General features: G+C 71.5%; 24 protein-coding genes. 8 read left to right on the forward strand and 16 right to left on the reverse strand.

The genetic code is table 11. The features are described 5' to 3' along the window. Window positions 1-372 precede the first annotated feature (372 nt). On the forward strand, window positions 373-2,673 hold the full coding sequence (locus ABEA24_RS36035; RefSeq protein ID WP_345436817.1) for a glycosyl hydrolase family 95 catalytic domain-containing protein: 2,301 nt from the start codon (window positions 373-375) through the stop codon (window positions 2,671-2,673). A 21-nt stretch (window positions 2,674-2,694) separates the two neighbouring features. Here ABEA24_RS36035 and larA read toward each other — a convergent pair whose 3' ends face one another. The 9 genes from larA to ABEA24_RS36080 form a co-directional block, all read right to left on the reverse strand. After that, entirely contained in the window at window positions 2,695-3,975 is a 1,281-nt protein-coding gene (gene larA, locus ABEA24_RS36040) for a nickel-dependent lactate racemase (RefSeq protein WP_345436819.1), read from the reverse strand. A 124-nt stretch (window positions 3,976-4,099) separates the two neighbouring features. Next, a complete protein-coding gene (locus tag ABEA24_RS36045) occupies window positions 4,100-5,617 on the reverse strand; it encodes an RICIN domain-containing protein (protein WP_345436821.1) in 1,518 nt (505 codons plus the stop codon). A 119-nt stretch (window positions 5,618-5,736) separates the two neighbouring features. After that, the gene (locus tag ABEA24_RS36050; protein WP_345436823.1) at window positions 5,737-6,507 is read right to left on the reverse strand and encodes a substrate-binding domain-containing protein; all 771 of its coding nucleotides are present in this window, start codon (window positions 6,505-6,507) and stop codon (window positions 5,737-5,739) included. Beyond that, window positions 6,471-6,776 carry a LacI family DNA-binding transcriptional regulator gene (locus ABEA24_RS36055; protein WP_345436825.1) on the reverse strand — a complete coding sequence of 102 codons (306 nt, stop codon included), beginning with the start codon at window positions 6,774-6,776 and terminating at the stop codon, window positions 6,471-6,473. The genes ABEA24_RS36050 and ABEA24_RS36055 overlap by 37 nt, the downstream gene beginning before the upstream one ends. Window positions 6,777-6,887: 111 nt before the next feature. Beyond that, complete coding sequence (locus ABEA24_RS36060; protein ID WP_345436827.1) at window positions 6,888-7,340, reverse strand: hypothetical protein; 453 nt, start codon at window positions 7,338-7,340, stop codon at window positions 6,888-6,890. 258 nt (window positions 7,341-7,598) lie between these two features. Then, a complete protein-coding gene (gene ligD, locus ABEA24_RS36065) occupies window positions 7,599-8,531 on the reverse strand; it encodes a non-homologous end-joining DNA ligase (protein ID WP_345436829.1) in 933 nt (310 codons plus the stop codon). Between the two features lie 67 nt (window positions 8,532-8,598). Beyond that, window positions 8,599-8,883 (reverse strand): hypothetical protein, encoded by a 285-nt coding sequence (locus ABEA24_RS36070; RefSeq protein ID WP_345436831.1) that lies wholly within the window; start codon window positions 8,881-8,883, stop codon window positions 8,599-8,601. A 192-nt stretch (window positions 8,884-9,075) separates the two neighbouring features. Continuing rightward, window positions 9,076-9,885, reverse strand: a complete 810-nt coding sequence (locus ABEA24_RS36075) for an SAM-dependent methyltransferase (RefSeq protein ID WP_345436833.1) — start codon at window positions 9,883-9,885, stop codon at window positions 9,076-9,078. A gap of 203 nt (window positions 9,886-10,088) precedes the next feature. Further along, window positions 10,089-10,322: a hypothetical protein gene (locus ABEA24_RS36080; protein WP_345436835.1), complete on the reverse strand. Its 234-nt coding sequence runs from the start codon at window positions 10,320-10,322 to the stop codon at window positions 10,089-10,091. Window positions 10,323-10,450: 128 nt separating this feature from the next. Here ABEA24_RS36080 and ABEA24_RS36085 point away from each other — a divergent pair, with 128 nt between their 5' ends. After that, window positions 10,451-10,960 (forward strand): FxsA family protein, encoded by a 510-nt coding sequence (locus ABEA24_RS36085; RefSeq protein ID WP_345436837.1) that lies wholly within the window; start codon window positions 10,451-10,453, stop codon window positions 10,958-10,960. A 63-nt stretch (window positions 10,961-11,023) separates the two neighbouring features. Here the strand turns inward: ABEA24_RS36085 and ABEA24_RS36090 are convergent, their stop codons facing one another. Further along, window positions 11,024-11,368, reverse strand: a complete 345-nt coding sequence (locus tag ABEA24_RS36090) for an RNA polymerase-binding protein RbpA (RefSeq protein ID WP_252783493.1) — start codon at window positions 11,366-11,368, stop codon at window positions 11,024-11,026. A 309-nt stretch (window positions 11,369-11,677) separates the two neighbouring features. Between ABEA24_RS36090 and ABEA24_RS36095 the strand changes: the two genes are divergently transcribed. Both ABEA24_RS36095 and ABEA24_RS36100 read left to right on the forward strand, forming a co-directional pair. Beyond that, complete coding sequence (locus ABEA24_RS36095) at window positions 11,678-11,827, forward strand: hypothetical protein (protein ID WP_345436839.1); 150 nt, start codon at window positions 11,678-11,680, stop codon at window positions 11,825-11,827. Continuing rightward, window positions 11,820-12,212, forward strand: a complete 393-nt coding sequence (locus tag ABEA24_RS36100) for a hypothetical protein (protein WP_345436842.1) — start codon at window positions 11,820-11,822, stop codon at window positions 12,210-12,212. The genes ABEA24_RS36095 and ABEA24_RS36100 overlap by 8 nt, the downstream gene beginning before the upstream one ends. Here ABEA24_RS36100 and ABEA24_RS36105 read toward each other — a convergent pair. The 6 genes from ABEA24_RS36105 to ABEA24_RS36130 form a co-directional block, all read right to left on the reverse strand. Further along, a complete protein-coding gene (locus tag ABEA24_RS36105) occupies window positions 12,149-13,171 on the reverse strand; it encodes an LLM class flavin-dependent oxidoreductase (RefSeq protein WP_345436844.1) in 1,023 nt (340 codons plus the stop codon). The genes ABEA24_RS36100 and ABEA24_RS36105 overlap by 64 nt on opposite strands. Window positions 13,172-13,304: 133 nt before the next feature. Further along, on the reverse strand, window positions 13,305-15,443 hold the full coding sequence (locus ABEA24_RS36110) for an MGH1-like glycoside hydrolase domain-containing protein (RefSeq protein ID WP_345436846.1): 2,139 nt from the start codon (window positions 15,441-15,443) through the stop codon (window positions 13,305-13,307). 30 nt (window positions 15,444-15,473) lie between these two features. Then, window positions 15,474-17,483: a beta-galactosidase gene (locus tag ABEA24_RS36115; protein ID WP_345436848.1), complete on the reverse strand. Its 2,010-nt coding sequence runs from the start codon at window positions 17,481-17,483 to the stop codon at window positions 15,474-15,476. Then, the gene (locus ABEA24_RS36120; RefSeq protein WP_345436850.1) at window positions 17,480-18,325 is read right to left on the reverse strand and encodes a carbohydrate ABC transporter permease; all 846 of its coding nucleotides are present in this window, start codon (window positions 18,323-18,325) and stop codon (window positions 17,480-17,482) included. Before ABEA24_RS36120 ends, ABEA24_RS36115 begins: the two co-directional genes overlap by 4 nt. Beyond that, window positions 18,322-19,266, reverse strand: coding sequence for a carbohydrate ABC transporter permease (locus tag ABEA24_RS36125; protein ID WP_345436853.1), 945 nt, complete (start codon window positions 19,264-19,266; stop codon window positions 18,322-18,324). Before ABEA24_RS36125 ends, ABEA24_RS36120 begins: the two co-directional genes overlap by 4 nt. 4 nt (window positions 19,267-19,270) lie before the next feature. Further along, window positions 19,271-20,602 (reverse strand): ABC transporter substrate-binding protein, encoded by a 1,332-nt coding sequence (locus ABEA24_RS36130; protein WP_345436855.1) that lies wholly within the window; start codon window positions 20,600-20,602, stop codon window positions 19,271-19,273. Between the two features lie 101 nt (window positions 20,603-20,703). Here ABEA24_RS36130 and gcvPA point away from each other — a divergent pair, with 101 nt between their 5' ends. The 4 genes from gcvPA to ABEA24_RS36150 are packed head-to-tail and all read left to right on the forward strand — an operon-like array spanning window position 20,704 to window position 25,516. Further along, complete coding sequence (gcvPA, locus tag ABEA24_RS36135) at window positions 20,704-22,065, forward strand: aminomethyl-transferring glycine dehydrogenase subunit GcvPA (protein ID WP_345436857.1); 1,362 nt, start codon at window positions 20,704-20,706, stop codon at window positions 22,063-22,065. Continuing rightward, window positions 22,062-23,636: an aminomethyl-transferring glycine dehydrogenase subunit GcvPB gene (gene gcvPB / locus ABEA24_RS36140; RefSeq protein WP_345436859.1), complete on the forward strand. Its 1,575-nt coding sequence runs from the start codon at window positions 22,062-22,064 to the stop codon at window positions 23,634-23,636. The genes gcvPA and gcvPB overlap by 4 nt, the downstream gene beginning before the upstream one ends. After that, window positions 23,633-24,739: an ATP-NAD kinase family protein gene (locus ABEA24_RS36145; RefSeq protein WP_345436861.1), complete on the forward strand. Its 1,107-nt coding sequence runs from the start codon at window positions 23,633-23,635 to the stop codon at window positions 24,737-24,739. The genes gcvPB and ABEA24_RS36145 overlap by 4 nt, the downstream gene beginning before the upstream one ends. 15 nt (window positions 24,740-24,754) lie before the next feature. Next, complete coding sequence (locus ABEA24_RS36150) at window positions 24,755-25,516, forward strand: SDR family NAD(P)-dependent oxidoreductase (RefSeq protein ID WP_345436863.1); 762 nt, start codon at window positions 24,755-24,757, stop codon at window positions 25,514-25,516. Window position 25,517: the final 1 nt, after the last annotated feature.

Genomic DNA, 25,517 nt, shown 5'->3' on the forward strand with positions numbered 1-25,517 from the left:
GATGCCTTTCGACTCGGCAAGGTGGCCACCACGGTGGCCGCACCTGGCAGGCGGCTTGAGCCCCCTTGGCGCCGAGGGGACGGGATCGAGAGCCCGGGCGGTCAGGAACCTTTCCGCAACCGTTGCGTAACGCGCTCCTAACGCCTGGCGGGTACCGGGGACGCTAGCTGGGGCGATACGACGGCGACAAGAAACGAGGGCCGCGACTTCCGAAAGACTTTCGGAGTACGGACCATTCGCGCCGCGCCTTCCGCCTGCTGCCGCGAAACGCTTTCGGGCCTGCGGCAGGGGACTCCGATAAGCTCCGGTCTCCGCACGAACGGCCCGAGCCGATCAGGGGCCGTCAGGTGCGTGAGGAACGGGGGAAGACCGGTGCACGGCGTTCATGACATCGAGCCGGCCGGTCGCTGGGAGGACGCGTTCCTCTCCGGCAACGGCGAGTACGGGATCATGGTGTACGGCCACCCCCACCGGGAGCGGATCGTTCACGACCACCACCGCTACGTACTTCCCAACGGGTCCCGCGAGATGCGCCCACCGTCCGTCGCCGAGCGGCTCGAGCACGTCCGCGACCTGATCCTGGCCGGGGAACGCGAGCAGGCGCAGCGGGAGTTCTCCGACGGCAGGCCGCTGGCCTGGACACAGCCGTTCCACCCCGGTCACGTGCTCCACCTGGACTCCGCGGCCCCGGCCGGCCGGGTGGACCACTACCGCCGGGCCACCGACTTCACGACCGGGGAGGTGCGGGTCACCTGGTCCGACGGAGACGGCGAATGGGTGCGGCGCGCCTTCGTGTCACGTCCCGACGCCGTCGCGGTCGTCGAGATCGCCGGGCCCCGGCTCGACCTGACAGTACGGCTCTCCGGGGACGTGCCCGGCCACCCGCCGGAGGTCACCGTCACGACGTCCGCGCACGCCATCGGGAGCGGCGAGGCGTCGCTCGCCGCCGTGGGAACGTATCCCGCCGGGCCGGGTGCGGCGGGGTACCTCGGCGTGACCCGGCTCGTGGCCACCGGCGGCCACGTCACGGTCGACGGTGACGTGGCCGCCGTCCACGGGGCGACGCGCGTGATGCTGCTGACGCGGATGGACCGGTCCGTGGCCCTGCCCCGGGCCGACGCGCTGCGGGATGCCCTGGCCGAGCTGCCCGCCGACTACGACCTGCTGCTCGCTCGCCACGTCGCCGTCCACGGCAAGCTCTACGCCCGCGCCACGCTCGACCTGCGGGTCCCCGACGACGACCGGCGGCTCCCCGTGGGGGAGATCCTCGCCCGAGCCGGTGCCGGTGGGCTGGACGCCGCGCTGGTCGAGGCGATGTTCCACTCCGGCCGGTACCTGCTGCTGAGTTCCTGCGGCGTGCTCCCCCCGCGGCTCACCGGGTTGTGGCTGGGGGCCTGGGGCGCCGCCTGGTCCGGCGATTACACGACCGACGCGAACCTCAACCTGCAGATGGCGGGGGCGGTGAGCACCGGGATGCCCGAGCTCATCGCCGGCTACGCCGCCCTGATCGGCGCCCAAATCGAGGACTGGCGCGCCAACGCCCGCGCGATCTACGGCGCCCGTGGGGTGCTCGCGCCGAGCCGGACCGACGGGGAGCACGGGCTGCTGTTCCACCTCGACGACGAATGGCCCTGGCAGATGTGGCTGGCCGGCGCGGACTGGCTGCTGTTCCCGCTGCACGAGTACTGGCAGATGACCGGCGACGACGCCTTCCTCGCCGGGACGCTCGCTCCGTGGCTCATCGAGGCCGCCACCTTCTTCGAGGACGTCCTGACCCGCGAGGACGACGACGGGCACGTCGTCATCGTCCCGTCCTACTCCCCGGAGGTCGGCCCGAGGGACGTGAAGGGAGTGGCCGGGGTGAACGCCACCATGGACGTCGCGGCGGCCCGGCACGCGCTGGTCACCGCCGCCGACGTCTGCTCGTACCTGGGCATCGAGCAGCCCGCGGTCGGCCGCTGGCGCGCTCTCGCCGACCGGCTGCCGCCCTACCGCGTCGACGACCACGGGGCGCTCGCCGAGTGGGCGTGGCCGGGGCTGGAGACCGCCGACGACCATCGGCACGTCAGCCACCTCTACCCGGTGTGGCCGCTGCACGACATCACCCCGGACGACACCCCCGACCTGGCCGCGGCGGCCCGCGCCGCCCTGCTGCGGCGTCGCGACGAGAACCTCTCCGCACACGGCAGCCTGCATCGCGCCCTGTGCGCCGCGCGACTGAAAGACGGTGACACGGCCCGCGCGAACCTGCTGAAGATCCTGGGCCGGAACATGGTCTTCCGGTCGCTGATGACGTCCCACAATCCCGACCTGGAGATCTACAACGCCGACGCCGCGCACTGCCTGCCCGCCGTCGTCGTCGAGCTGCTGGTGGACAGCCGGCCGGGGATCGTGGAACTGCTGCCGGCGCTGCCTCCGGAGTGGAGCAGCGGCAGCCTGCGGGGCATCGCCACCCGCGCCCGCGTGGCCCTCGACGAGCTCAGCTGGGACCTGCGGTCCGGGACGGTCAGCGCCGTTCTCACCTCTGCCCATGCGCGGTCATCACGCTCGTGTGCCGTGACGGCCGGGACGCCGCCGACCGGAGGCGGCGCGTCGACCTCCCGCCGCACACCCCCGTCACCGTCACCGTCCGGCTGGCGCCTGGTCGGCCGGACTGACACTCACCCGGGATGACGCGATCAGGCCTTCCCCGGGTCACTGCCCCTTCCCGGCCAGGTACGGGATCGTCTGCGGACCCTCGGGCAGTACGCACAGCCGGGCGCCGGGGCCTGCCGCCGCCAAGGCGTCGGCGACGGTGGCGGAGATGTCGCGGGTCTGCTCCAGATGGGCGGTGGCGAGGTCGGCGTCGCTGAGGTGGCCGGTGTACATGACGACCCGGCTGCCGGACTGGATGCGGGCCTGGATCTGCACCTGCCACTGGTCGGGCACCGTCTCGGTGCGGGCGCTGATGGCGTCGAACAGCGCCCGCGGCGAGGACGCGGAGGCCAGGACCTCCCGGTAGGAGCCGTGGTCGGGGAAACCGTCCCGGCACTCGGCGGCGCAGACGATCGTGCCGCCCGGGCGGACGACCTGGTAGGCGGCGGACATGCCCTTGACCGACTGGTACAGGTTCTGGTCCAGGGGGAATCCGGAGTTGGTGGTGACCACCACATCGAAGGGCGCCTCGACAGGCCGCATCGCCATGCGCTTCGCCTCCGCCGTGGCGGCGGAGTGCATCGGTGACAGATCGCCTCCGAAGGCGGCCACGACGTCCTTGTCCCGGTTGAGGACCACGTCCAGGGCGAAGGTCACCCCGGTGGCCTCCGCGATCGCCCGTACGTCGTCGTGGACGGGGTTGCCGTGAGTGACGCCCCAGGTGGCACGCGGATCGCCGATGCGGGCGGCGTCGTGCAGCACGAGAACGGTCTCCAGCGCGGCGAGTCCCGGGGCGACGAGTTTCGGCCCGCCGGAGAAGCCGGCGAAGAAGTGCGGCTCGACGAAACCGGTGGTGATCCGCACGTCGGCCTCGGCCCACTCGCGGTTGAGCCACACCGGCACGTCCTTGCCGAACCGTCCCATCCAGGTGAGCTCGTCGGCGCGCCGGGCGTCGTGGTTGACGATCCGTACGTTGTCGACGACCTGGTCGCCGAACATCTGCCGCAGTTCGGCGTCGGTGTTGCCACGGTGGGTGCCGGTGGCGATCAGGATCACGACGTCCTCCAGCCGGACGACGCCGTCGAGTTCGGCCAGCAGCGCCGGAATGACCAGCCGGCGGGGCTGGGGCCGGGTGCCGTCACAGACCGAGATCGCCACCGTCTGGCCGGGGCGCACCCGCTCGCGCAGCGGCGGGCCGGCGACCGGGTCACGCAGCGCCGTGCGCACTAGGGCGACCTGGTCGGCGGCGGCCTCGTGGTGGACGGGCTCGACCACCGTGGTCACCTCGGGGTCCACGTCGATGTCCAGCCCCGACTCGCCGTACGCCAGGTGCACTCGCATGATCCGTCCTCCGCAAGTCGATGCCGGCGGCCAGGGAGCGCCCGGTCGCCGGCGGTGCCGTCGGCGTCCTGGACGGCCGCGCGCTCGGCACCCGGCCGTCCAGGACGCGGAAACCTCATGCGGATTATCCGACCTGGACGACCTGCCACTGCTGGTCGAGGGAGCCGTTGTCGGTCCACTGCACCACCTGGGCGCCGTCGGCGGTCGAGCCGCCCAGCACGCCGAGCACCTTTCCGCTGCCTACGTTGCGCAGCTTCACGTACGAGCCGGCCTGCACGACCTGCCACCGCTGGTCGGCGGCGCCGGTGTCCAGCCACTGCACCACGGCGGCCCCGTCGGCGGTGCCCGAGGCGTACACGCCGATCACCCGGCCGCTGCCGCGGTCGCCGAGGACGGTGGCGCCGCCCCCGCTTGCCGCGGTCATGTGCCAGGCCTGGTCAGGGGCCCCGGTGCCGGTCCACTGAACCAGGTCGGCGCCGTCGGCGAGGCTCCCGCCCTGCACGCCGAGGACCTTTCCGGACTTGCGGTTGACGAGCTTGTAGTACGCGCCCGCGGAGTGTCCGAGATCGACGTCGGCGTACCGGATGGTGTTGGTGGTGCCCTGCCAGAAGCCGCCGCAGGACATGATGAGGACGCGTCCCGTGCCGGAGACGTACTGCAGGGTGCGGCTGTACCCGGCCTCGATGGGCGTCTTCACATGGGTCCACGGCCCGGACCCGTTGTCCGTGTTGACCAGCACATCGCCCGACCCGTACGAGTTGTACACGAGCTTCCCGTCGGGAAGGACGATGTTGTACGGGCTGCCGCCCTTGTCGAGCTGGGTGCCGAGGTCGGTGGCGTTCCAGTCCTCGGGGTCATCGCTGATCTTGAAGTGGTTGGGCGTGCCGGAACCGAGGTTGACCACCTCGTAGCTCATGAAGTATTTGCCGTTGGCGAGCTTGGAGACCACCGGCATGCCCGGGCGCAGGTTGCTGTCGGTCGGTGCGACGTCGTTGACGACCGGTCCCCAGTGGACGCCGTCGGTGCTGGTCTGATGGACGATCTTCTGGTTGTTATGCGCCTTATCGCGTTCGTCCGAGTAGTACACGATCAGCTTGTTGTTCGCCACCATGACGAACGGCTCCCATATCGGGGTGGTTTGATAACCGCCGGACTGGGCGATCTCACTCACCCAGGCCCAGTTCCGGCCGGCGTCGTTGCTCTTGTAGACCTCCATGCGCTCCGCCGATTTGTCCGACGGGGCGGAAAGGCCGACGCAGAGGATGGTGCCGGCCGGCATGTCGCCGATCTGCTGGGGCAGTTCGTAGAGAAACGCCCCATTGCGGTTCCCCCAGCCGTTGACGGTGTCTGCGACCGAGCTGATCCGGCTCCACGTCTCCCCGTTGTCGGTGCTGCGATAGACGGGGAACACCGGCGTGGTGGCGGGCTGCTCGAACGTGGCGAGCAGCGTTCCGTTCTGTGCGCCGTTGTGGTGCAGTTGTACGGTCTTCGGATACAACGCGCCGTATTCCGGCGTGCCCGAAGGCGGCTGATAAAGAACCGAGGGGCCGTACGCGTAGGCCAGCGGGGCGAGCGCCAGCAGCAGAATCGCCGTCGCCGCGACGACGAAGGCACGGAGCGGGTTTCGAGCCGTTGAGAGCAAAGCATCCCCTTTGGCGCGGAGGAATTGCGCTCAGTGAGACGTGAGCGGGACGAAACCAGTATTCGGGCGTGTGGCCGTCATGTCACCGGCGTGTGTCGAAAGTGTTTCGGGCGGTGGCATTATTCGATGCCGGCTCGGGGGCGCGCGGACGTCGAACTCCGCAGCACGAGCTCCGTCGCCACCTCGATCCGCGTGGACGCCGGTGGCCGGCCCTCGGCCAGCTGCATGAGCACCCGTGTCGCCTCGTGACCGAGCTTGTCGAACGGCTGGCGCACCGCGCTCAGCGGCGGGCAGGCCATGGCCGCCACCAAGGTGTCGTCGAAGGACATGACCGCCAGATCACGCGGGACGCTGAGCCCCTGCTGACGGGCGGCTTCCAGGACTCCGAGCGCCTGCGCGTCACTGGCCGCGAAGACCGCCGTGGGCGGCGCGTCGGAACGGAGGATCTGCAGGCTGGCGGCCAGCGCCTCGTCGAAGTCGAAGTCGGTCGAGCGCACGATCGCGGGGTCGTAGGCGATCCCGGCCTCCTCCAGAGCGGCCCGGTAGCCGTGCAGCCGCGCCGCCCCGGCCATCGAGTGCGACCGCCCCGCGACCATGCCGACCCGGCGGTGCCCGAGCGCCAGGAGGTGCTGCACCGCGTCCCTGGCGCCGTTCCAGTTCGTCACGCCGACGCTCGGGATGTCCAGGGAGGGTGCGCTGAGCGGATCGACCAGGACCACGGGGAGCCTGCGTTCGACGATGCGGCGCTGATCCTCCTCGGTCAGCATCGAGATCACGATGATCAGCCCCGCGCCGCCGAGCGCGACACACTCCTCGAGCCACTGAGAGATCGAGCGCCGGCTCGTCGTGCCGGTCACCACGTCGACGCCGAGCTCCGCCGCCGCGTCCACGATCCCGCGGGCGATCTCCAGGGTGTACGCGCTGAAAGGTCCCGGAACACGGCGACGATCTGACGCGGAACGGCGGGCCCCCGCTCCCAGGGCCGGACGTAGCCGTACCGCGCGAGCAGCTCCTCGACCCGGGCGCGCGTCGCCGCGCCGACGTCGCGACGCCGGTGCACGACCTTGGACACCGTGCTGAGCGACACGCCCGCCTCGACGGCGATGCTCGTCAGCAGTCCGTACTGCGCATCCCGGCGCGCCTTTTCCTGGGCCGTCACTCGACACCTGACCTACTCGCCGACGCTCGTGCGCTGGTTCGCAGCGACTCCTGTGGAGCGTATCGAGCCGGGGGACCGGGCCGACCCTGTCGGGCCGCCCGGACGGGGGCGCTACCGCGCGTAGGCGCGGCAGGAGTCGTTCTGGTCGGTGCCCAGGCCGATGACGGACACGTGGTTCAACGAGCGCACTCCCTTGATCAGCAGGGTGTGCCGGGTGTCGCCGCCCTTGAAGGCGTAGGTGACGCCCGAGGAGCTCGGGTCACCGGTCACGGGGTTGTCGTCGGCGTCGTCGGCCTCGAAGTTGAGGGTGATGGGGGTCTTGCCCACCTGCGCGGTGACCTCGACGCCCCCGCCGGTGACCCGATAGGAGACGGTCGTGCACGTCGGGGCGTCGCTGTCGCCCTTGGGGGAGGCGCTGGGCAGCGGAACGCCCGCGGCCGCGCCGCCGGCCGTGGCGCCGGTCTTGGCGGATCCGGCGGCCTTGTCATGATGCGCGGATCCGCTGCCGCAACCCGCCAGGCCCAGCCCGGCCACGGCGACGAGAACGAGCACATGCTTGCGCACGAGGACACTCCAAAGGTGAGGGGGACGAGCGGCGGCCGCGCGGGACGCCGGATCGGACCGGCCGGGACGCCGGAGTAACTCTGCTTCCGCCACCATGATCCCGCAAACGGACACGCCGGTAGAACATCGGGAGACGGGCATCGCCTCGTATCTTCGAGCGCACCCGGCGAAACGCCGGGATAGCGGAATCCCCGCACACCGGGAGAGCGGCCTCCCGGAGCGTTCCCGCACGCCGGTCGAAACACCGGGAGAAGAGCGTCAACCGGGATCTTCCCGGTGGACCTCGCGGGGCTTCTTGTCCGGGCGCAGCCCCCGCCAGCTGGGGTGGCGCAGGACGCCGTCCGGGGTCCATTCGCCGAACGCGACCTCGCCCACCAGTTCGGGCCGCACCCAGTGCGCGCGCCGGGCGACGTCGCGGGGCGCCGGCGGGTCGAAGGGGTCGCCGTCACGGGCCAGGGGCGCCAGCCGCGCGGCCATGTCCCGCAGGTCCGACTCGGTGAAGCCGGTGCCCACGTTCCCCGCGTACCGCAGGCGGTTCTCGTCGTAGACGCCCAGTGAGAGGGATCCGATCAGGTCGGCGCGGCGACCCGCCCCGGGCAGCCACCCAGCGATCACGACCTCCTGGTGGCGGACGTTCTTCACCTTGATCCAGGGACCGCGCCGCCCGGGGTGATAGCGGGACCGCAGCGGCTTGCCGACGACGCCCTCCAGGCCCTGGGCCAGGCCCACGGCGAAGACGGCCTCACCGTCGCCACGCCACCAGGGCGGCACGCGCACGGGCTCCGTATCGAGGCCGAGCGCGTCCAGGCGGTCCCGCCGCTCTGCGTAGGGGAGCGGCAGCAGCGACTCCCCGTCGAGGTGGAGAAGGTCGAACACGTAGTACTGGACCGGCACGGACCGTACGAGCCGGTCGCCGGGGTGCTGGACGTGCATCCGCAGCTGGAGCGTCGCGAAGCTCGGGCGGCCGTCGCGCAGCGCGACGATCTCGCCGTCGAGGATCGCGGCGGCGGGCGGCATCCGGGCCAGGCCGGCCAGTTCGGGGTAGGAGCGGGTGATGTCCTTGTCGTTGCGGGACATCAGCCGCAGGCTCCCCTCCTGGACGTAGGCGACCGCTCGGACGCCGTCCCACTTCAGCTCCCACCCGTAGGTGTCCTCGTCGGGCGGCAGGGACCGCCGCAGGAGGGCCGTCATGGGCCGGATGAGCCGGGGCGGTTCGGCCAACCGAGGCTCCGGTGACCTTCTCCGGTACGTGCGGGGCTCAGCCGACCGGCATCGCCTCCCGGACGCGGTGCTTCATCCGCTCGGCCCGCTCACTCGGCGTCTCGTCGCCGTACTCCTCCTCCATCCGCAGGGCGACGCCGAGCGCGAAGAAGGTCGGCGCCCACTCACCGACGAAGATCCCCCACCGGTCCGCCCGGTCCATGCCGGCCTTCTCGGCCCGCATCGACATCGCCCAGCTGGCGACAGACGCGATGATCGATCCGAAGCCGGCCATGTACATCATGTCGGACGTGATCCCGGCGCGGCGCATGAGCCTCAGCATTGTTAACCCCCCGTTGACCTGCTGTTTTCTCTCGATAGAAAGCGGTACCCGGGGCCTGGGCCACTACGCCGCCGCCGTGTTCAAATCACCGCCAACTGGCGTCCGCCGGGCCACGCCACGTTGAGCGGACTCCTTCGGAGCTCGCTGAACGAGGTCCGGGGCGGGCCGCCTTCCGGCACGGCCCAGCAGGCCTCAGCCCTTGCGCCCGACACCGCCCGCGCAGGCCACCTCGGGCGGCTCGCCCCACGGGTGCGGCTCCGGGCGCCACCGGGGCACGGACACCACACCGGGCTCCAGCAGCTCCAGGCCGTCGAAGAACCCGGTGATCTGCTCCAGGCTCCGAGGTGTGTACGGGGCCGCGCCGCTGCCGGCGTTATAAGCGCGGATCGCCTCGACGTACGCCGGATCGGTGTCGGTCCCGTCGTACAGCGCAAGGTGGCTTCCGGCCGGCAGCGCCGCCACCAGCCGGCGCACGATCGAGCGTGCCTCCTCGTCATCGGGGACCAGGCCGAGGATGCCCATCATCATGAGGCCGACCGGCCGGGTGAGGTCCAGCGTCCTGGCGGCCTCGCGCAGGATGACGTCGGGATCACGGACGTCCGCCTCCAGGTAGTCGGTGGCGCCCTCCGGGCTGCCCGTGAGCAGCGCCCGGGCGTGCACCAGCACGAGGGGATCGTTGTCGACGTAGACGACGCGGCACTCCGGGGCCACCCGCTGGGCGACCTCGTGGGTGTTGTCGGCCGTGGGCAGCCCGGTCCCGATGTCCAGGAACTGGCGGATCCCCGCCTCGCTCGTCAGGTAACGAACGGCGCGGGCGAGCATGTGCCGCGAGTGGCGGGCGATGTCGGTCATGCCGGGGAAGACGGCGCAGATCCCCTCGGCGGCCGCACGGTCGACGGGGTAGTGGTCCTTGCCGCCGAGGAGGAGGTTCCAGACGCGCGCCGAGTGCGGCACGGTGTCGTCGATGCGGGGCTCCGGGGTGGAGGCGGAGCCTGATGGCACGTCGGCGATGGGAACCACCTCCTGATCCGGCGTCCTCGCCGAGATCCTAAGCGCCATGCCCGGCCAAGGGGATGCTCGGCCGGAACGGAGGTGTGCGTGGCCGGGACCGGCCGCCGGCGCTCGACGGGTGCCCACCGCGCCCGGACCGACCGCTGTCTCCCCGGCGCGACGGGCGCCGTGCGCCCGCGCGCCGGGTGAGATCGCTATCGACCGGGGTCGAAGCGGCCGTCGATGACGGTCCAGCCGGCGTCGACGACGAGGCTCTTCGTCCCGGTGATGTACGAGGCGGCGTCGGCGGTCTCGGGCGGCAGGTCCTGGGCGGAGGGCAACGTCGGCAGCAGGACCGCGCCCAGGGCTCGTATCCAAGCCAGGATACGGTGTCCGTCCGGACGGGCTCCGGCCGTCAGCGGCGATGCGCCGGTATCGGTGAGGATCACATCCTCGGTGTTCGGTGCCGCCGCGGTCGCGGCGTGTCCGCCCGGAGCGAAGCGGGAACTCTCGGCGCGGCGAACTCGTCCCCCGGCCGCATCGGTCAACCCCGCATTCGGCGCGCCACAATGGAGACATGCTCCCTGCGGTGCTGTTCCTCGCGTTCCTGTTGCTGCCCGTCCTGGAGATCTACGTCATCATCCAGGTGGGCGAGCTGATCGGCGGCTGGCCCACGGTCGCACTGCTGCTGGCCGAGAGCCTGCTGGGGGCGTGGATCATCCGGCATGAGGGTCGGCGGGCGTGGCGGGCGCTGAAGGAGACCTTCGGGGACGGCGGCATGCCCGACCGGGAGCTCGCCGACGCGGGGCTCGTGCTCGTCGGCGGTGCGCTGCTGCTGACGCCCGGCTTCGTGACGGACTTTTTTGGATTCCTGTTCGTCCTGCCGTTCACCCGGCCCCTCGTGCGCCGCCTGCTGTCGTGGTACATCGGGCGGCGGGTGTCGGCGGCACGGCGCCGGGGCGGCCTGCGGTTCGGGGACCTGAGCGGGATGTACGGGCCCGGGACGACCGAGCCGGAGCCGGAGCCGGGGCCGCGGGTGGTGCGCGGCGAGGTCATCGAGGACGACCGTCAGGGTGAGCGGCGCTGAGAACACGCGCGAGCCGTGCCGCCGAGGGGCGTACGGCACGGCTCGTGTGCGTTCGGTGTTCGGTTACGCGGTCCTTCTGCGCTGCGCGCGCAGGACGGCCAATCGCTCGGCCAGGACCTCCTCAAGGTCTTCGATCGTGCGGCGCTCCATAAGCATGTCCCAGTGCGTGCGGGGCGGTTTGCCCTTCTTGGACTGGGGCATCTCACCGTTGACCATCAGGGCGGTGGCGCCGCAGCTCCGGCACTCCCAGGTCATCGGCACCTCGGCCTCAGCGGCCAGGATGACGGTGAACCGGTGGCCCTTCGGGCAGTCGTACATGACCTCCTGACGAGGGGCCAGGTCGGTGTTTCGATCGTTCTCGTAGCTCGTGGCTCCGAGGCGGGTGCCGCGAAGTGCGCGCTCGGCCATCGTGACGTGCCTCCCAGACGGCTTGCGTTCTCCTAGCGTGAACGCTGGATACCGAGACAAGATTCCCGTCTTGGCCTTGATCCAACCCTGGGAAGACCGACCGTTTTCCCGGGTCAACCCCGCTTCCATCGCCTGAGCAGCGCAAATAGTGTATCAGCGCCTGCCGGAGTTGCATGCGGAGGGTTACGGATCGTTCAGGGCCGGTCGGCGCGGTCTGAGGCGGTTCGGGGTGTAACGCGTAACGGTTACATCATCAATGTCACGCTCTGTAGTGGGCGACGCCGACCCTGGCTCTCAGAGATCCCCTCGGTGCTGCTCGCCGGGGCGAGCGTGACCGCCGCTCTCCTCCTAACTCCGGGCGTCGCCATCTTCACCGCGCTGCTGGCGTTCGTCGCCCTGCTCCTGGCCCGCCACGCACTCACCGCCCGCCGATCCGCCCAGGAGACCGCCGATGCCTAGCACCTCCTACCTCATCGCCGTCCTCGCGATCGTCTTCACCATCACCCTCGCCCTGCGCGCCGTCCCGTTCACGGTGCTGCGCGCGCTGCGGAGCTCGGCGATCGTACGGCGGCTGTCGGCGTGGATGCCGGTGGGCATTCTCGCGATCCTCGCCGTGACCGCCCTGCACGGCACCATCGGCACCGAACCGCGCGACGCCGTACGCGCTGCTGGCCGTCGCCGTCACCGCAGGCGTCCACCTCGCCTTCGGCCGCCGCACGATCCTCAGCGTCGGAGCCGGCACGGCCGTCTACGTCGTCCTCGCCTGCTGCCGGGTGCCGTTCAGCGCCATCCGAGGTCCGGTGCGACGTGTTCGAGGATGTTCTCCAGCAGGTGGGCGTTGTAGTCGACACCGAGCTGGCTCGGGATGGTCAGCAGCAGGGTGTCCGCGGCTTGGATGGCCTCGTCCTGGGCGAGTTCCTTGACCAGCACGTCCGGCTCGGCGGCGTACGATCGTCCGAAGATCGCTCTGGTCGTCTCGTCGATCATGCCGATCTGGTCCTGTGAGTTGTCGTCGTTTCCGAAGTAGGCACGGTCCAGGTCGGTCGTGAGGGCGAAGATGCTGCGGCTCACCGATACCCGCGGTTCCCGCCGGTGGCCGGCCTCCTCCCACGCTTCGCGGAACGCCTCGATCTGCTTGCGCTGCTGGACGTGCAGCGGCTCACCGGTCTCGTCGTCCTTGAGCGTGGAACTCTGCAGGTTCATGCCGAGCTTCGCGGCCCACACGCTGGTCGCGTTCGACCCGGAGCCCCACCAGATACGGTCGCGCAGGCCCTCGGAGTGCGGTTCGAGCCGCAGCAGACCCGGCGGGTTGGGGAACATCGGCCGTGGGTTCGGCCGCGCGAAGCCCTTGCCCTCGATCACCGTGAGGAACGTCTCGGCGTGCCGGCGGGCCATGTCGGCGTCCGTTTCGCCCTCGGCGGGGGCGTAGCCGAAGTAGCGCCATCCGTCGATCACCTGTTCGGGGGAACCGCGGCTGATGCCGAGTTGCAGCCTGCCGTCGGCGATGAGGTCGGCCGCGCCGGCGTCCTCTGCCATGTACATCGGGTTCTCGTACCGCATGTCGATCACGCCGGTGCCGATCTCGATTCTCGAGGTACGCGCGCCGATCGCGGCGAGGAGCGGGAACGGGCTGCCCGCCTGGCGGGCGAAGTGATGCACACGGAAGTACGCCCCGTCCAGGCCGAGTTCCTCGGCCGCGACCGCGAGGTCGATGGACTGGTGCAGGAAGTCACTGGCGGTCCGGGTCCGCGACTGCGGGTTCGGCGCCCAGTGCCCGAAGGAGAGGAAACCAAGCTTCTTCACACGAACTCCAGCGCGCAGCGGCCACGTTTGATTCCGGCGCGCCGTGCGGACTACGCGACGATTGTCATGCTCCGTAACGATCGACGCCGACCTCCGTCCCGGCGGCCGGGCCGCCGGGACGGAGGCGCCGGCCTCAGGCGATCCCGGGCAGGAGCGCCGCGGACCAGCTGAAGTTGGTGGAGTTCAGCGGCTGTCCGGTCAGGGGGTCGTAGTTCTCCATGATCGGGCGGTCGCCGAGCAGGCCGTCGGCCGACTGCCAGAGCCGGTTCGCCGCGGCCGTGGCGTCCGTGCCGTAGCCGTACCGGCGCAGGCCGGCCAGGGCGAAGTACGCCTGGTCCAGCCACACCGGGCCGCGCCAGTACTCCTTCGCGTCGAAGTACGGCGAGCTCTTGGCCACCGTCGGGAACGGCACCTTCGTGGCGAACTCGGCCGGATCGGTGAGCCTGGCCCGGACCCGCGCCGCCTCGGCGCCGTCGGCGACGCCGGCCCACAGCGGGACGGAGCCCTCGATGCCCCGGCCCCGCTCGACGAGCCGCCGGCCGGTCGCCAGGTCGGTGTCGTAGAAGAAGCCGGTCGCCGGGTCGTACATCCTGGCCCGGATGGTCGCGGCCAGCGTCCGCGCCTGCGCGGTGTACCGAGCGGCGTCCGCGCGGTGCCCGAGCCGCGCCGCGATGGCCGCCAGGTAGCGCTTCTCGGCGACGAGGTAGGAGTTCAGGTCGACCGACTCCTGGTTGAGCGAGTAGCCCACCAGGCGGCCGTTCGCGTCGCGGTTCTCCACCACGGTCGTGCCGAGTGCGGCGTCGAAGCGCGGGGCGTTGTCCATGCCGCTCTCCCACGCCGCCGCCTGCCGCCGCTCCTCGGCGCTGTCGTTGGCCGGGTCGACGGTGGCGCCGTACTCGGCCAGGCCGTCGTGGTCGTGGTCCCGGTCGCGGTACCACCAGTCGTGGTAGGCGACCAACTTCGGATACATCTCCTTGAGGAACGCGGTGTCGCCGTTCGCCCGGTAGACCTCCCAGACCGCCCAGGCGGCCAGCGGCGGCTTGGAGTTGCGCTCGTTCCAGTTGCCGCCGCCGCGCGCCGGATCGTTGTAGAACAGGCAGTCGGGGATCATTCCGGCGTCCTGCGGGCGGGTCGGCGAGTCGGGGCGGACCTGGTAGTCGAACATCGATCGGATCTGCGACTCGGCGAGCGCCGGCGCGAAGCGGGCGGTGCCGACCGCCTGCTTCCAGGTGTCCCAGGCCCAGAGCCCGCCGGCGAACCACTTGTAGGTGATCGACGGGGTGACGCCGTCGTGCCGGAGCATCCCGGCCGCGCCGCGCCAGTTGGTGATCAGCGTCTCGACCGACTTGACCACGGCGCGGCGCCGCTCGGCGGGCACGCCCCGGGTCGCCGCCGTCACATAGCCGCGCCAGCGCGCGTCCCCTCGGGCGATGGCCTGCTCCGGCCGGCGCAGCAGGTCGCGCACGACCGCCGCCTCCCGGTTCCGTTCCGCGGCGGTGAAGGTGTAGGTCTCGGTCCAGGTCAGCGCGGTGGTGCGGTGCGGCGCGACGGTGCGCGGACGGGCCAGCTCGGTGACGTACGAGTCGCCGGTGACCGTGGTGCGGACCGGCTCGGCGTGCACGACCTCGAACCGTTCGGTGCCGTCGGTGAGGTAGTCCCAGACCTGCCGGACCTTGGCGAAGTCGACGGCGACGCCCTGGCCGGTGGCGCGCAACGACGGAGCGCTGCGCATCGGCTCGGCGTCCGGCCGCAGCAGGGCGCCGGTCCAGCCGATCTCCAGCGTGCGGGCGGCGGTGCCGGTGTTCTCCAGGTACGCCCGCACGAGTGCGCTGCGGTCGCTGCCGAACCGCAGTTCCAGGGTGAGGCGCAGCCCGGGCAGGTCGTACGACTGGCGCAGCAGGCCGGGCAGGGCGGTCAGCACCGGCTTCTTCGCGGCGGCCAGGTCGATGTCCCGGCCGTTCTCCCGTAGCCGGATGCGGGAGAACGCCTTGCTCAGCCACCACGGGTACTCCTGGGCGATGTACATCGGCCCGGAGAACGCGCCGTACGTGGAGGGGTCCTTCGGCAGCGCGTAGGCGTGCCACGCTCCCTGGTCGGCGAACACGTTGAGGTCGTTGACGTCGGCGGGCAGGGCGTTCGAGGGAACGCCGTGCAGGTCGAGCACGTCGGCGTACCCGGCCGGTGGTGGCGCGGCGTACGCGGCGGGAAGGGCGGTGACGACGAGGGCCGAGCCGAGCGAGAGCCCGGCCAGGGCATGCAGCGATCGACGCATGATCACCTTTCATGGGGGGAGGAGCGGCCGTCAGCGGGCCGTCTTGAGCACCGCCGCCCCGAGCGGGGACAGCCGGAGCGTGCCCCGCACGGCGGTGCCGGTCAGCAGCTCGATCCCGTCGGGCACGGGCAGTTCCGTCTCCGTGCCGGCGTGGTTGAGCAGGAAGAGATAGGAGGCGTGCGGGCCGTCGCGGCGGGTGACCTCCACGCCGTCCGGCGCCTCCAGCACGGGCCGCACGCCCGCGTCGGCGAAGACGACGTCGAGCACGGCGCCCACGTCCTCGCCGAGATGACAGCCGAGGTACCAGGAGCGGCCCGAGCCGTACGCGTTGCGGGTGACCGCCGGGCGACCGGCGAGCGGGCCGGAGGCGTACGCCCCGACGATCTCGGCCGTCGTCGCGGTCAGCCACTCGCTCCACAACGTCGCCGGCACGACACGGTCGCCGAGCGCGACCCCGGCCGTCTCCCCGTCGGCGATCGGCCAGAACTCCTCGACGGCGACGCCGAGCACGTCGCGCAGCGGGCCGGGACAGCCGCCGTCGTGGATGTGGTCGTGCTCGTCGGCCACGCCGCTGAAGCAGCCGCAGACCAGCCGCCCGCCGTCCTCGACGTAGGCGGTCAGCCACCGCGCGGTCTCCTCGGTCACCAGGTAGAGGTTGGGCGCCAGGACGACGCGGTAGCCGTCCAGCGGCGCTTCCGGCGGCACGAAGCCGACCGTCACGTTGCGGGCATGGATCGGGGCGTACCATGACGCGACCAGCTCGCGCAGCCGCAGCCGGGCCGAGGGATGCTCGTCGAGCTCCAGCGCCCACCAGGAGTCCCAGTCCAGGACGATGGCGACGTCGGCGGTCAGGCGGGTGCCCGCGACCTCGCCGAGACGGGAGAGCTCCCGGCCGAGCCGTACGGTGCCGGCCCAGCGCGGCGACGCGACGCCCCGGTGCGGCAGCAGCGCGCTGTGGAACTTCTCCGCGCCCGCCCGCGACGCCCGCCACTGGAAGTGCAGGACGCCGTCGGCGCCGCGCGCCACCGTCTGCAGCGACCACAGGCGTTGCAGCGCCGGGGTCTTCGGGACGTTCACCGGCCGCCAGCTCACCGCCGACGGGGCCTGCTCCATCAGCAGCCACGGCCGTCCGCCCTTCAGCGAGCGCATCAGGTCGTAGTTGAGCGCCGCGCCGACGTGCGCCGCCGGGTCGGCCGGGTCGGGGTAGGCGTCGTCGGACACCAGGTCCTCCTGTGCCGCCCACGCCCAGTAGTCCAGCGCCTTGAACATCGACATGAAGTTCGTGGTCACCGGCACGTCGCCGCGTACCTCGTCCAGCACCGCCTTCTCCGCCCGGTGGCAGGCGAGCAGCGCGTCGGAGCAGAACCGCCGCCAGTCCAGGACCTGGGTGGGGTTGACCGGGCCGGGCGCGGCGCGCGGCGGCTCGATCTCCTCCCACGTGCCGTACCGCTGGGACCAGAAGTCGGTGCCCCACGCGGCGTTCAGCGCCGCCAGGCCGGCGTACCGCTCGCGCAGCCAGCGCCGGAAGTCGGCGGCCGAGACCGGGCAGAAGCACTCGGTCACGTGGTCGCCGTACTCGTTGTGGACGTGCCACAGCGCGAGCGCCGGGTGGTCGTGGTATCGCTCGGCGATCGCCCGCACGAGCCGTACCGCGGCCCGCCGGTAGGCCGGGGAGGACGGGCAGTAGTGCTGCCTCGAGCCGAACTCCAGGCGAACGCCCTCGGCGGTGACCGGCAGGATCTCCGGGTGCGCGCGGACCAGCCAGGCGGGCGGCGACGCGGTCGCGGTGGCCAGGTCGACGCCGATGTCATGCCCGGCGAGCAGGTCGAGCAGCCGGTCGAACCAGCCGAAGTCCCAGGTGCCGAGGCCGGGCTGCAGCCGGGCCCAGGAGAACACCCCGACGGTGACGAGGTTGACGCCGGCCTCCCTCATCAGCCGGACGTCCTGCTCCCACACCTCCTCCGGCCACTGCTCGGGGTTGTAGTCGCCGCCGTACAGCAGGCCCGGGATCCGGGTCAGGCGGTCGTTGGTCCGCGTCATCCCTTGACCGCCCCTCCGAGCAGCCCGGACACGAACTGCTTCTGGAACACGAAGAAGACGAGCATCAGCGGCAGCGTCGCCAGGAACGAGCCGAGGATCAGCCCGGAGTAGTCGACGTGGCTCTGCCCGACGAGGGTGTACAGCGCGACCGGCGCCGTGTACTTGTCCTCGGTGTTGAGCATGAGCAGCGGCCACAGGAACGCGTTCCACTGGCTCATGAAGGTGAAGATGGCCAGGGCGCCGAGCTGCGGGCGCACCACCGGCAGCACGATCCGGTAGAAGATCCGCAGGTCGCCGGCGCCGTCCATGCGGGCCGACTCGATCAGCTCGTCGGGGAAGTCCAGGAACGCCTGGCGCATCAGGAAGATGCCGAACGAGTTGGCCAGGAACGGGATGATGACCGCCTGGTAGGTGTCGATCCAGCCGAGGTTCGACATCATCTGGAACAGCGGTACGAGCAGCACCTGGAACGGGATCATCATGGTCGCCAGCACCAGACCGAGCAGCAGCCCCCGGCCGCGGAACCGGTACTTCGCCAGGCCGTACCCGCACATCGCGGAGATCAGCGAGCTGAGCACGGTGTAGACGACCGCGATGCCCAGGCTGTTGGCCATCACGCGGGTGAAGCCGATCGAGTGCTGCAGCGATACGAGGTTGTGCAGCAGCCGCCCGCCCGGCAGGAACGGCGGCGGCGAGCGGAACAGCTCGGCGTTGTCGCGGGTGGAGGCCACCACCATCCAGTAGAACGGGACGATGCTGACCACCGCGCCGGCGGCGAGGAACAGGTAGCCGGCCACGCGGCCCAGCAGGCGCGGGCGCAGGGTTCGGGTCGTGGTGGTCACCGGCGCGACCGGTCCTTTCCGAGGAAGCGGAACTGGACGAACGAGATCAGCCCGATCAGCAGGACGACGACCCAGGCGATGGCGGCCGCGTAGCCGAAGTCGAGCTGCTCGAAGCCGACCTTGTACAGGTAGAGGACGGGCGTCATCGTGGCGTTGCCCGGCCCGCCCTTGGTCAGCACGTAGTTCTCGTCGAAGAGCTGCAGGGTGCCGATGGTCGAGGTGACCGAGCAGAACAGGATCACCGGCCGCAGCTGCGGGATGATCACGCGGGTGAACGTGGTGAACGCGCCCGCGCCGTCGATGGCCGCCGCCTCGTACTGCTCGCGGCCGATGCCCTGCAGCCCGGCCAGGAGGATGATCGCGTTGTAGCCGGTCCACCGCCAGGTGATCGAGCCGATCAGGGCCAGCCGCGCCCAGCCGGGGCTGTTCAGCCAGTCCACCTCGGGCAGGCCGACGGCGTGCAGCGTCTGGTTCACCATGCCGCCGTCGGTCTTCAGCAGCACCCGGAACACCACCGAGTAGGCCACCAGCATGGTGACGGCAGGCAGGAAGTAGGCGATGCGCCAGGTCGACCGGAACCGCAGCCACGACCGGTTCAGCCCGTACGCCAGCAGCAGCGCCAGGCCGATCATGACGGGCACCTGCACGATGAGGATCAGCCCGGTGTTGCGCAGCGACGCCCAGAACACCGGGTCGTGCAGCATCCGCCGGTACTGGGCGAGCCCGACCCAGGTCTGCGCGCCGTCGCGGTCGGCGGTGAAGCTCTGGTAGACGCTCGCCAGCAGCGGATAGGCGAAGAACAGGACGAACAGCGCGGTGGCCGGCCCGGCGAAGATCCACGGAGTGAGGCGTGGCAGGCCGCGTCGCCCTCCGCCCCGGCCGGGCCGCGGCCCGGCCGGGGCAGGCGCGCGCACGGCCTCTCGTGTCACGTCGACGGTCACGGCGTCACGCCACGGGACGGCCGGTCGCGGCGGCGATCTGCTGGGCCGCCGACTTCAGCGCCTTCTGCGGATCGTCGCGGTGCAGCACGATGCCGGAGATCGTGCCGTTGACGATGTCGGCCGCCTTCGACCCGTCCTTGGTGTACTCCACCGGCGGCACGCTCTTCGCCAGGTCGGCGAACGTCTTGAAGACCGGACGGCCGCCGTAGTAGTCCTGCGGCCCGCTGACGTACGGGTCGTTCAGCGCGGGCAGGAAGGCCGGGAAGAGTCCCTCGTTCTTCAGCATGGACACCTGGTTGGCGCCGTCGGCCAGCGCGAACTCGATGAACGCCCACGCCGCCTGGGGGTTCTTGGTCTGGCCGCCGACCGCGAGGGCCGAGCCGCCGTCGTTGGACGTGCGCACGCCGCCGGGTTCGAAGGCGGGCAGCGGTACGACGCCGAACCTCCCCTTGAGCTCCTTCATCTCGTCGGTGAGCGTGCCGGACCACCAGACGGCGTACGGGGTGGTGGCGACCTTGCCGGTCTTGGTGGCCGCGACCAGGCCGTCCCAGCCCTTCTCGAAGTCGACCAGGCCCTTGTCGGCGAGGGTCTTCAGCAGCGTCGCGGCGCGTACGGCCTGCTGGTCGGCCACGGCGACCTTGCCGTCCTTGAAATACCGCTGGCCCTGCTGCTGGAGCAGGATCGGGAAGGTGCTGTCCTCGGCCGGGTCCATCACGAGCAGCTTCTTGCCGGTCTTCGCCTTGATCTGCTCGCCGGCGCGGACGTAGTCGTCCCAGGTCCGGATGGAGGCCGGGTCGACGCCGGCCTGCTGGAACAGGTCGGTACGGTAGTACAGCGCGCAGGGGCCGCTGTCCCACGGCAGCGCGAACACCCGGCCCCGCTCGTCGGTGACGTTGGTCCAGGTCGCGGGCGCGAAGCTGGGCTTGTAACGGTTCGCGAGGGACGTCAGGTCGTACAGCCCGCGCGGGAAGTTGCCGATGTAGCTCGGCAGCTTGCTGCCCTCGATGGTGAGCACGTCCGGCAGGCCCTGCCCGGACCGCATGCCGACGGTGATCTTGTCGTAGGCGTTGTCGTAGCCGATGTCGACGACCTTGACCTTGACGCCGGGGTGACGCTGCTCGAAGGCGGGCGCGAGCCGCTTGAGCGCCTTGGCGGCGACGTCCCACGACCACACGGTGACCTCGCCCTTGAGCGCGGCGGCCGGGCCCGACTTCAGCGCGGGACCCGCCTCGCGGGCCGTCCCACCAGTGGCGCAGCCGCTCACCGTGAGCAGTGCCGACATCACGCCGGCGAACCCGGCGGTCAGCACCGACCGCCGTTTCAGGCTCGTCGCCATCTTGCCTCCCAGGACTGGTATGAAGAATGCTGTATACAGCACACTGCATCATGTGCTTTCGTCAAGAGGGTGCGACGAGAAATCCGAAAGCGAGGGCGCCTGTGAGCGTTCATCCGTACATCCCCAACTCCGTGCCCGCGATCAAAGAGCAGATGCTCGCGGCCGTCGGGGCGGCGAGCACCGAGGAGTTCTACGCCGATGTGCCCGAGAGCATCCGGCTGCGCCGCCCCTTGGACCTGCCTGCCGCGCTGCGTTCGGAGGCGGAGCTGGTCCGGCACGTCGGCGCCCTGCTCGCCCGCAACACCGGCACCGAGGACGCGTTGAGCTTCCTCGGCGCCGGCTGTTACCGGCACCACGTGCCGGCGGTGGTCGACGAGGTGATCAACCGCAGCGAGTTCCTCACCGCCTACGCGGGCGAGCCGTACGAGGACCACGGCCGTTTCCAGGCGCTGTGGGAGTACCAGTCGCTGATGGGCGAGCTGCTGGAGATGGACGTCGTCAACGTGCCGGCCTACGACGGCTTCCAGGCGTCCGCGACCGCGCTGCGCATGGCCGGCCGGATCACCGGGCGCCGCCGCCTGCTGCTCGTCACCGCCCTCGACCCGGACAAGCTGTCGAAGGTCGACGACTACGTGCGTCCCGTCCACGACCTGGTCGTCGTCCCCGGCGGCGCCGGTGGCCGGGCGGACCTGGATGCCGTGCGCGCCGAGCTGGCGGCCGGCGACGTCGCGGCCGTTTACGCCGAGGCGCCCTCCTACCTCGGCATCGTCGACCCGGCGCTGCCGGAGCTGGCCGGTCTGGCGCACGAGGCCGGCGCGCTGTACGTCGTCGGATGCAACCCGATTTCCCTCGGTGTCGTCGCGCCGCCCGCCGCGTACGGCGCGGACATCGCCTGCGGCGACATCCAGCCACTCGGGCTGCACCTGGCCTACGGCGGCCTGAACGGCGGGTTCATCGCCACGCACGACGAGGAACGGTTCGTCGCCGAGTTCCCCTCGCGGCTGTTCGGCCTGGCGCCCACCGCCGTCGAGGGCGAGTACGGCTTCGGCGACGTGGCCTACGAGCGGACCTCCTTCGCGGTCCGCGAGGAGGGCAAGGAGTGGGTGGGCACCGCCGCCGCGCTCAACGGCATCACCGCCGGGGTGTACCTCGCGCTGATGGGCCCGCAGGGAATGCGCGAGATCGGCCAGACGATCATGGCCAACACGAGGTACGCGATCCGCCGGCTGGCCGAGGTGCCCGGCGTCGAGGTGCCGTACGCCGACGCGCCGCACTTCGCCGACTTCACCGTCCGCTTCACCGGCGCGCGGACGGCGGCCGAGGTGGGTGACGCGCTGCTGGAACGCGGCATCTTCGGCGGCCGTGTCCTGTCGCCGGCCGACGCCCTGTACTGCGTCACCGAGGTCCACGGCAAGGACGACATCGACCGCCTGGCCACCGCCCTGCAGGAGATCGCCAAGTGAACACCGACCGCGCCACCGTCACGCCCGCCGACGCGAAGATCGGGCCGAAGCCGCGGCTGCGCCGCTTCCACCAGGCCCGCTGGGACGAGCCGCTGCTGTTCGAGCTGAGCAGCCCCGGCGAGCGGGGCGTGCTGGTGCCCGAGCCCGGGGTGCCGCTCGACGACAGCCTGCCCGAGGGGCTGCGCCGTACGACCCCGCCCGCCCTGCCGGAGCTGTCCCAACTGCATGTCCTCCGGCACTACCTGCGGCTGTCACAGGAGAACCTCGGCGTCGACCTGAACATCGACGTCGGCCAGGGCACGTGCACGATGAAGTACAGCCCGAAGGTCAACGACCGGTTCGTCCGCGACCCGAAGCTCGCCGAACTGCACCCGCTGCAGGACGAGCGGACCGTGCAGGGCGTCCTGGAGATCATCTACCGGCTGGAGCGAATGCTGCGGGAGATCTCCGGCATGGACCGGGTCTCGCTGCAGCCGGGCGCCGGCTCGGCGGCGATCTACGCGAACGTGGCGATGATCCGGGCGTACTTCGCGGCGCGCGGCGAGCTGGAGCAGCGGGACGAGGTGATCACCACCATCTTCTCGCATCCGTCCAACGCCGCCTGCGCCAAGACGGCCGGGTTCAAGGTGATCACGCTGTACCCGGACGCCGACGGCTACCCCGACATCGAGGCGCTGAAGGCCGCCGTCGGCCCCCGCACGGCGGCCCTGCTGATCACCAACCCGGAGGACACCGGGATCTTCAATCCGCGGATCGAGGAGTTCGTCAGGATCGTCCACGACGCGGGCGGCCTGTGCGCCTACGACCAGGCCAACGCCAACGGCATCCTCGGCATCACCCGGGCCCGCGACGCCGGCTTCGACCTGTGCCATTTCAACCTGCACAAGACGTTCTCGACGCCGCACGCCTGCGGCGGGCCGGCGGCGGGCGCCTGCGGCGTGACCGAGGCGCTGGCGCCGTTCCTGCCGAAGCCGACCGTGGAGTTCGACGGCACCCGCTACCACCTCGACGACGACCGGCCCGAGTCGGTCGGCAAGATCCGGCCGTTCTACGGCGTGGTGCCGAACCTCGTCCGCGCCTACGCGTGGATCATGTCGCTCGGCGCGGAGGGCCTGCGGGAGGCCGCCGAGGTCGCCGTGCTGAACAACAACTACCTGATGAAGAAGGTCCTGGAGATCCGCGGCGCGTCCGCCCCGTACGCGGAGGGCCGGCGGCGGATCGAGCAGGTCCGCTACAGCTGGGCGACGCTGGCCGAGGAGACCGGCGTGCACACCGAGGACATCGGCTACCGAGCCGCCGACTTCGGCACGCACTACTGGACCAGCCACCACCCGTTCGTGGTGCCGGAGCCGATGACGCTCGAACCCACCGAGTCCTATTCCAGGGCGGACCTGGACGAGTACGCCGCGATCCTGGCCGAGGTCGCGCGCGAGGCGTACGAGGAGCCGGAGACCGTGCGGACCGCCCCGCACCGCTCGACCGTGCACCGTATCCGGCAGGACACGCTGGAGGACCCGGAGACCTGGGCGGTCACCTGGCGCGCCTACCGGCGGAAGATCCTGGGCCAATGAGGTTCGGGCTCGTCGTCAACCCGGTCGCCGGTCTCGGCGGCCGGGTCGGGCTGAAAGGCAGCGACGGCGCGGACGTGCAGCGGCGGGCCCGCGCGCTCGGCGCGGAGCCGCGGGCGGGCGAGCGCGCCGCACGCGCGCTGGCCGAACTGCGCTCGCGGCTCGGCGCCGGCCTGACCGTACGGACCGCCGCGGGTGCGATGGGCGCCGACGCGGTGACCGCGGCCGGGCTGCGGGCCGAGGTCGCGTACGAGCCGGGCGCCCCCACCACGCCGGCCGACACCAAGGCGGCGGCCGCCGTTCTGGCCGCCGAGGTGGACCTCCTGCTGTTCGCGGGCGGCGACGGCACCGCCCGCGACGTCCTGGACGCGGTCGGCCCGGCGGTGCCGGTGCTCGGCGTGCCGACCGGCGTGAAGATGCACTCGGCGGTGTTCGGCGTCAGCCCGCGCGCCGCCGGGGAGGCGGCCGCGCTGATGGCGACCGGCGGCACGGCGATCCGCGACGCCGAGGTGATGGACCTCGACGAGGACGCGGTGCGCGAGGGACGCGTCTCGGCCCGGCTGTACGGCCACCTGCGGGTGCCGGACGTCCCGGTCCGGATCCAGCAGCGCAAGCTGGGCGGCTCGGTCACCGCGCCGGCGTCCGTCGGCGGGATCGCCGCCGAACTGCGCCGGCGGCTCGGCCCCGGCGAGCCGCTCGTCCTCGGCCCGGGCGGCACGATGCGCGCCGTCGCCGCCGCGCTGGGCGCCGACGTTCCCGTCATGGGGGTGAACGTGCTGGACCGGGACGGGCGGCTCGCCGCCGCGGACGTCTCGGCGGCGAGACTGGAGGAGATCGTCCGGGAGACGCCCGCGTGGGTGGCCGTGACGCCGATCGGCGGGCAGGGCTTCCTGCTCGGCCGGGGCAACCAGCAGATCTCCCCGGCCGTGCTGCGCGCCGTCGGCACGGACCGCCTGCTGGTCGTGGCGACCGAGGCCAAGCTCGCCGCCCTGGGCGGGCGGCCCCTGCTCGTCGACACCGGCGACGAGGACCTGGACCGCGAACTCACGGGCCACCGGCCCGTGCTGACGGGGCATGGGCGCACCGCCGTGTACCCCATCTGTTGAGGAAGGACCTGAAGAATGATCTCTCTTGCGGGCAAGCGGGCCGTCGTGACCGGCGCCGCCTCCGGCATCGGCCGGGCGACGGCCGAACTGCTGGCCGAACTCGGCGCCGCCGTCGTGCTGGCCGACGTGGACGAGGCCGGCGGGGCGGAGGCCGAGCAGACCGTCATCGCCGCCGGTGGCCGTGCGGTGTTCGTCCGCTGCGACGTGTCCGACGCCGCCGACTGTGAGCGCGTCATCGCGACCGCCAGGGACGCCTTCGGCGGCGTTGACGTGCTGTTCAACAACGCCGGGATCATCCGGCGGTCCACCGTGTGCGGGATCACCGAGGACGACTGGGACCGGGTGATGGCCGTCAACGTCAAGTCGATCATGCTGTTGAGCCGGCGGGCGATACCGCTGATGCGGGCCGCCGGTGGCGGAAGCATCATCAACACCGGGTCCGGTTGGGGCATCAAGGGCGGCGCGGACGCCGTATCGTACTGCGCGTCCAAAGGCGCGGTCGTGAACATGTCGCGTGCGATGGCGATCGACCACGGGCCCGACAACATCCGGGTCAACTGCGTCTGCCCGGGCGACACGGCCACCGGCATGCTCGTCGAGGAGGCGCGGCAGCTCGGCGGATCGCTGGAGGCCTTCTACGAGGAGGCCGCCGACCGTCCGCTCGGCAGGATCGGCACGCCCGGGGACATCGCACGGACCGTGGCCTTCCTGGCGAGCGACGCCGCATCGTTCGTCAGCGGCGCGGTCATCGCCGTCGACGGAGCCGGCACCGCCTGAA

The sequence above is a fragment of the Actinoallomurus vinaceus genome, assembly GCF_039542055.1.
GTDB classification, from domain to species: Bacteria; Actinomycetota; Actinomycetes; order Streptosporangiales; family Streptosporangiaceae; genus Actinoallomurus; species Actinoallomurus vinaceus.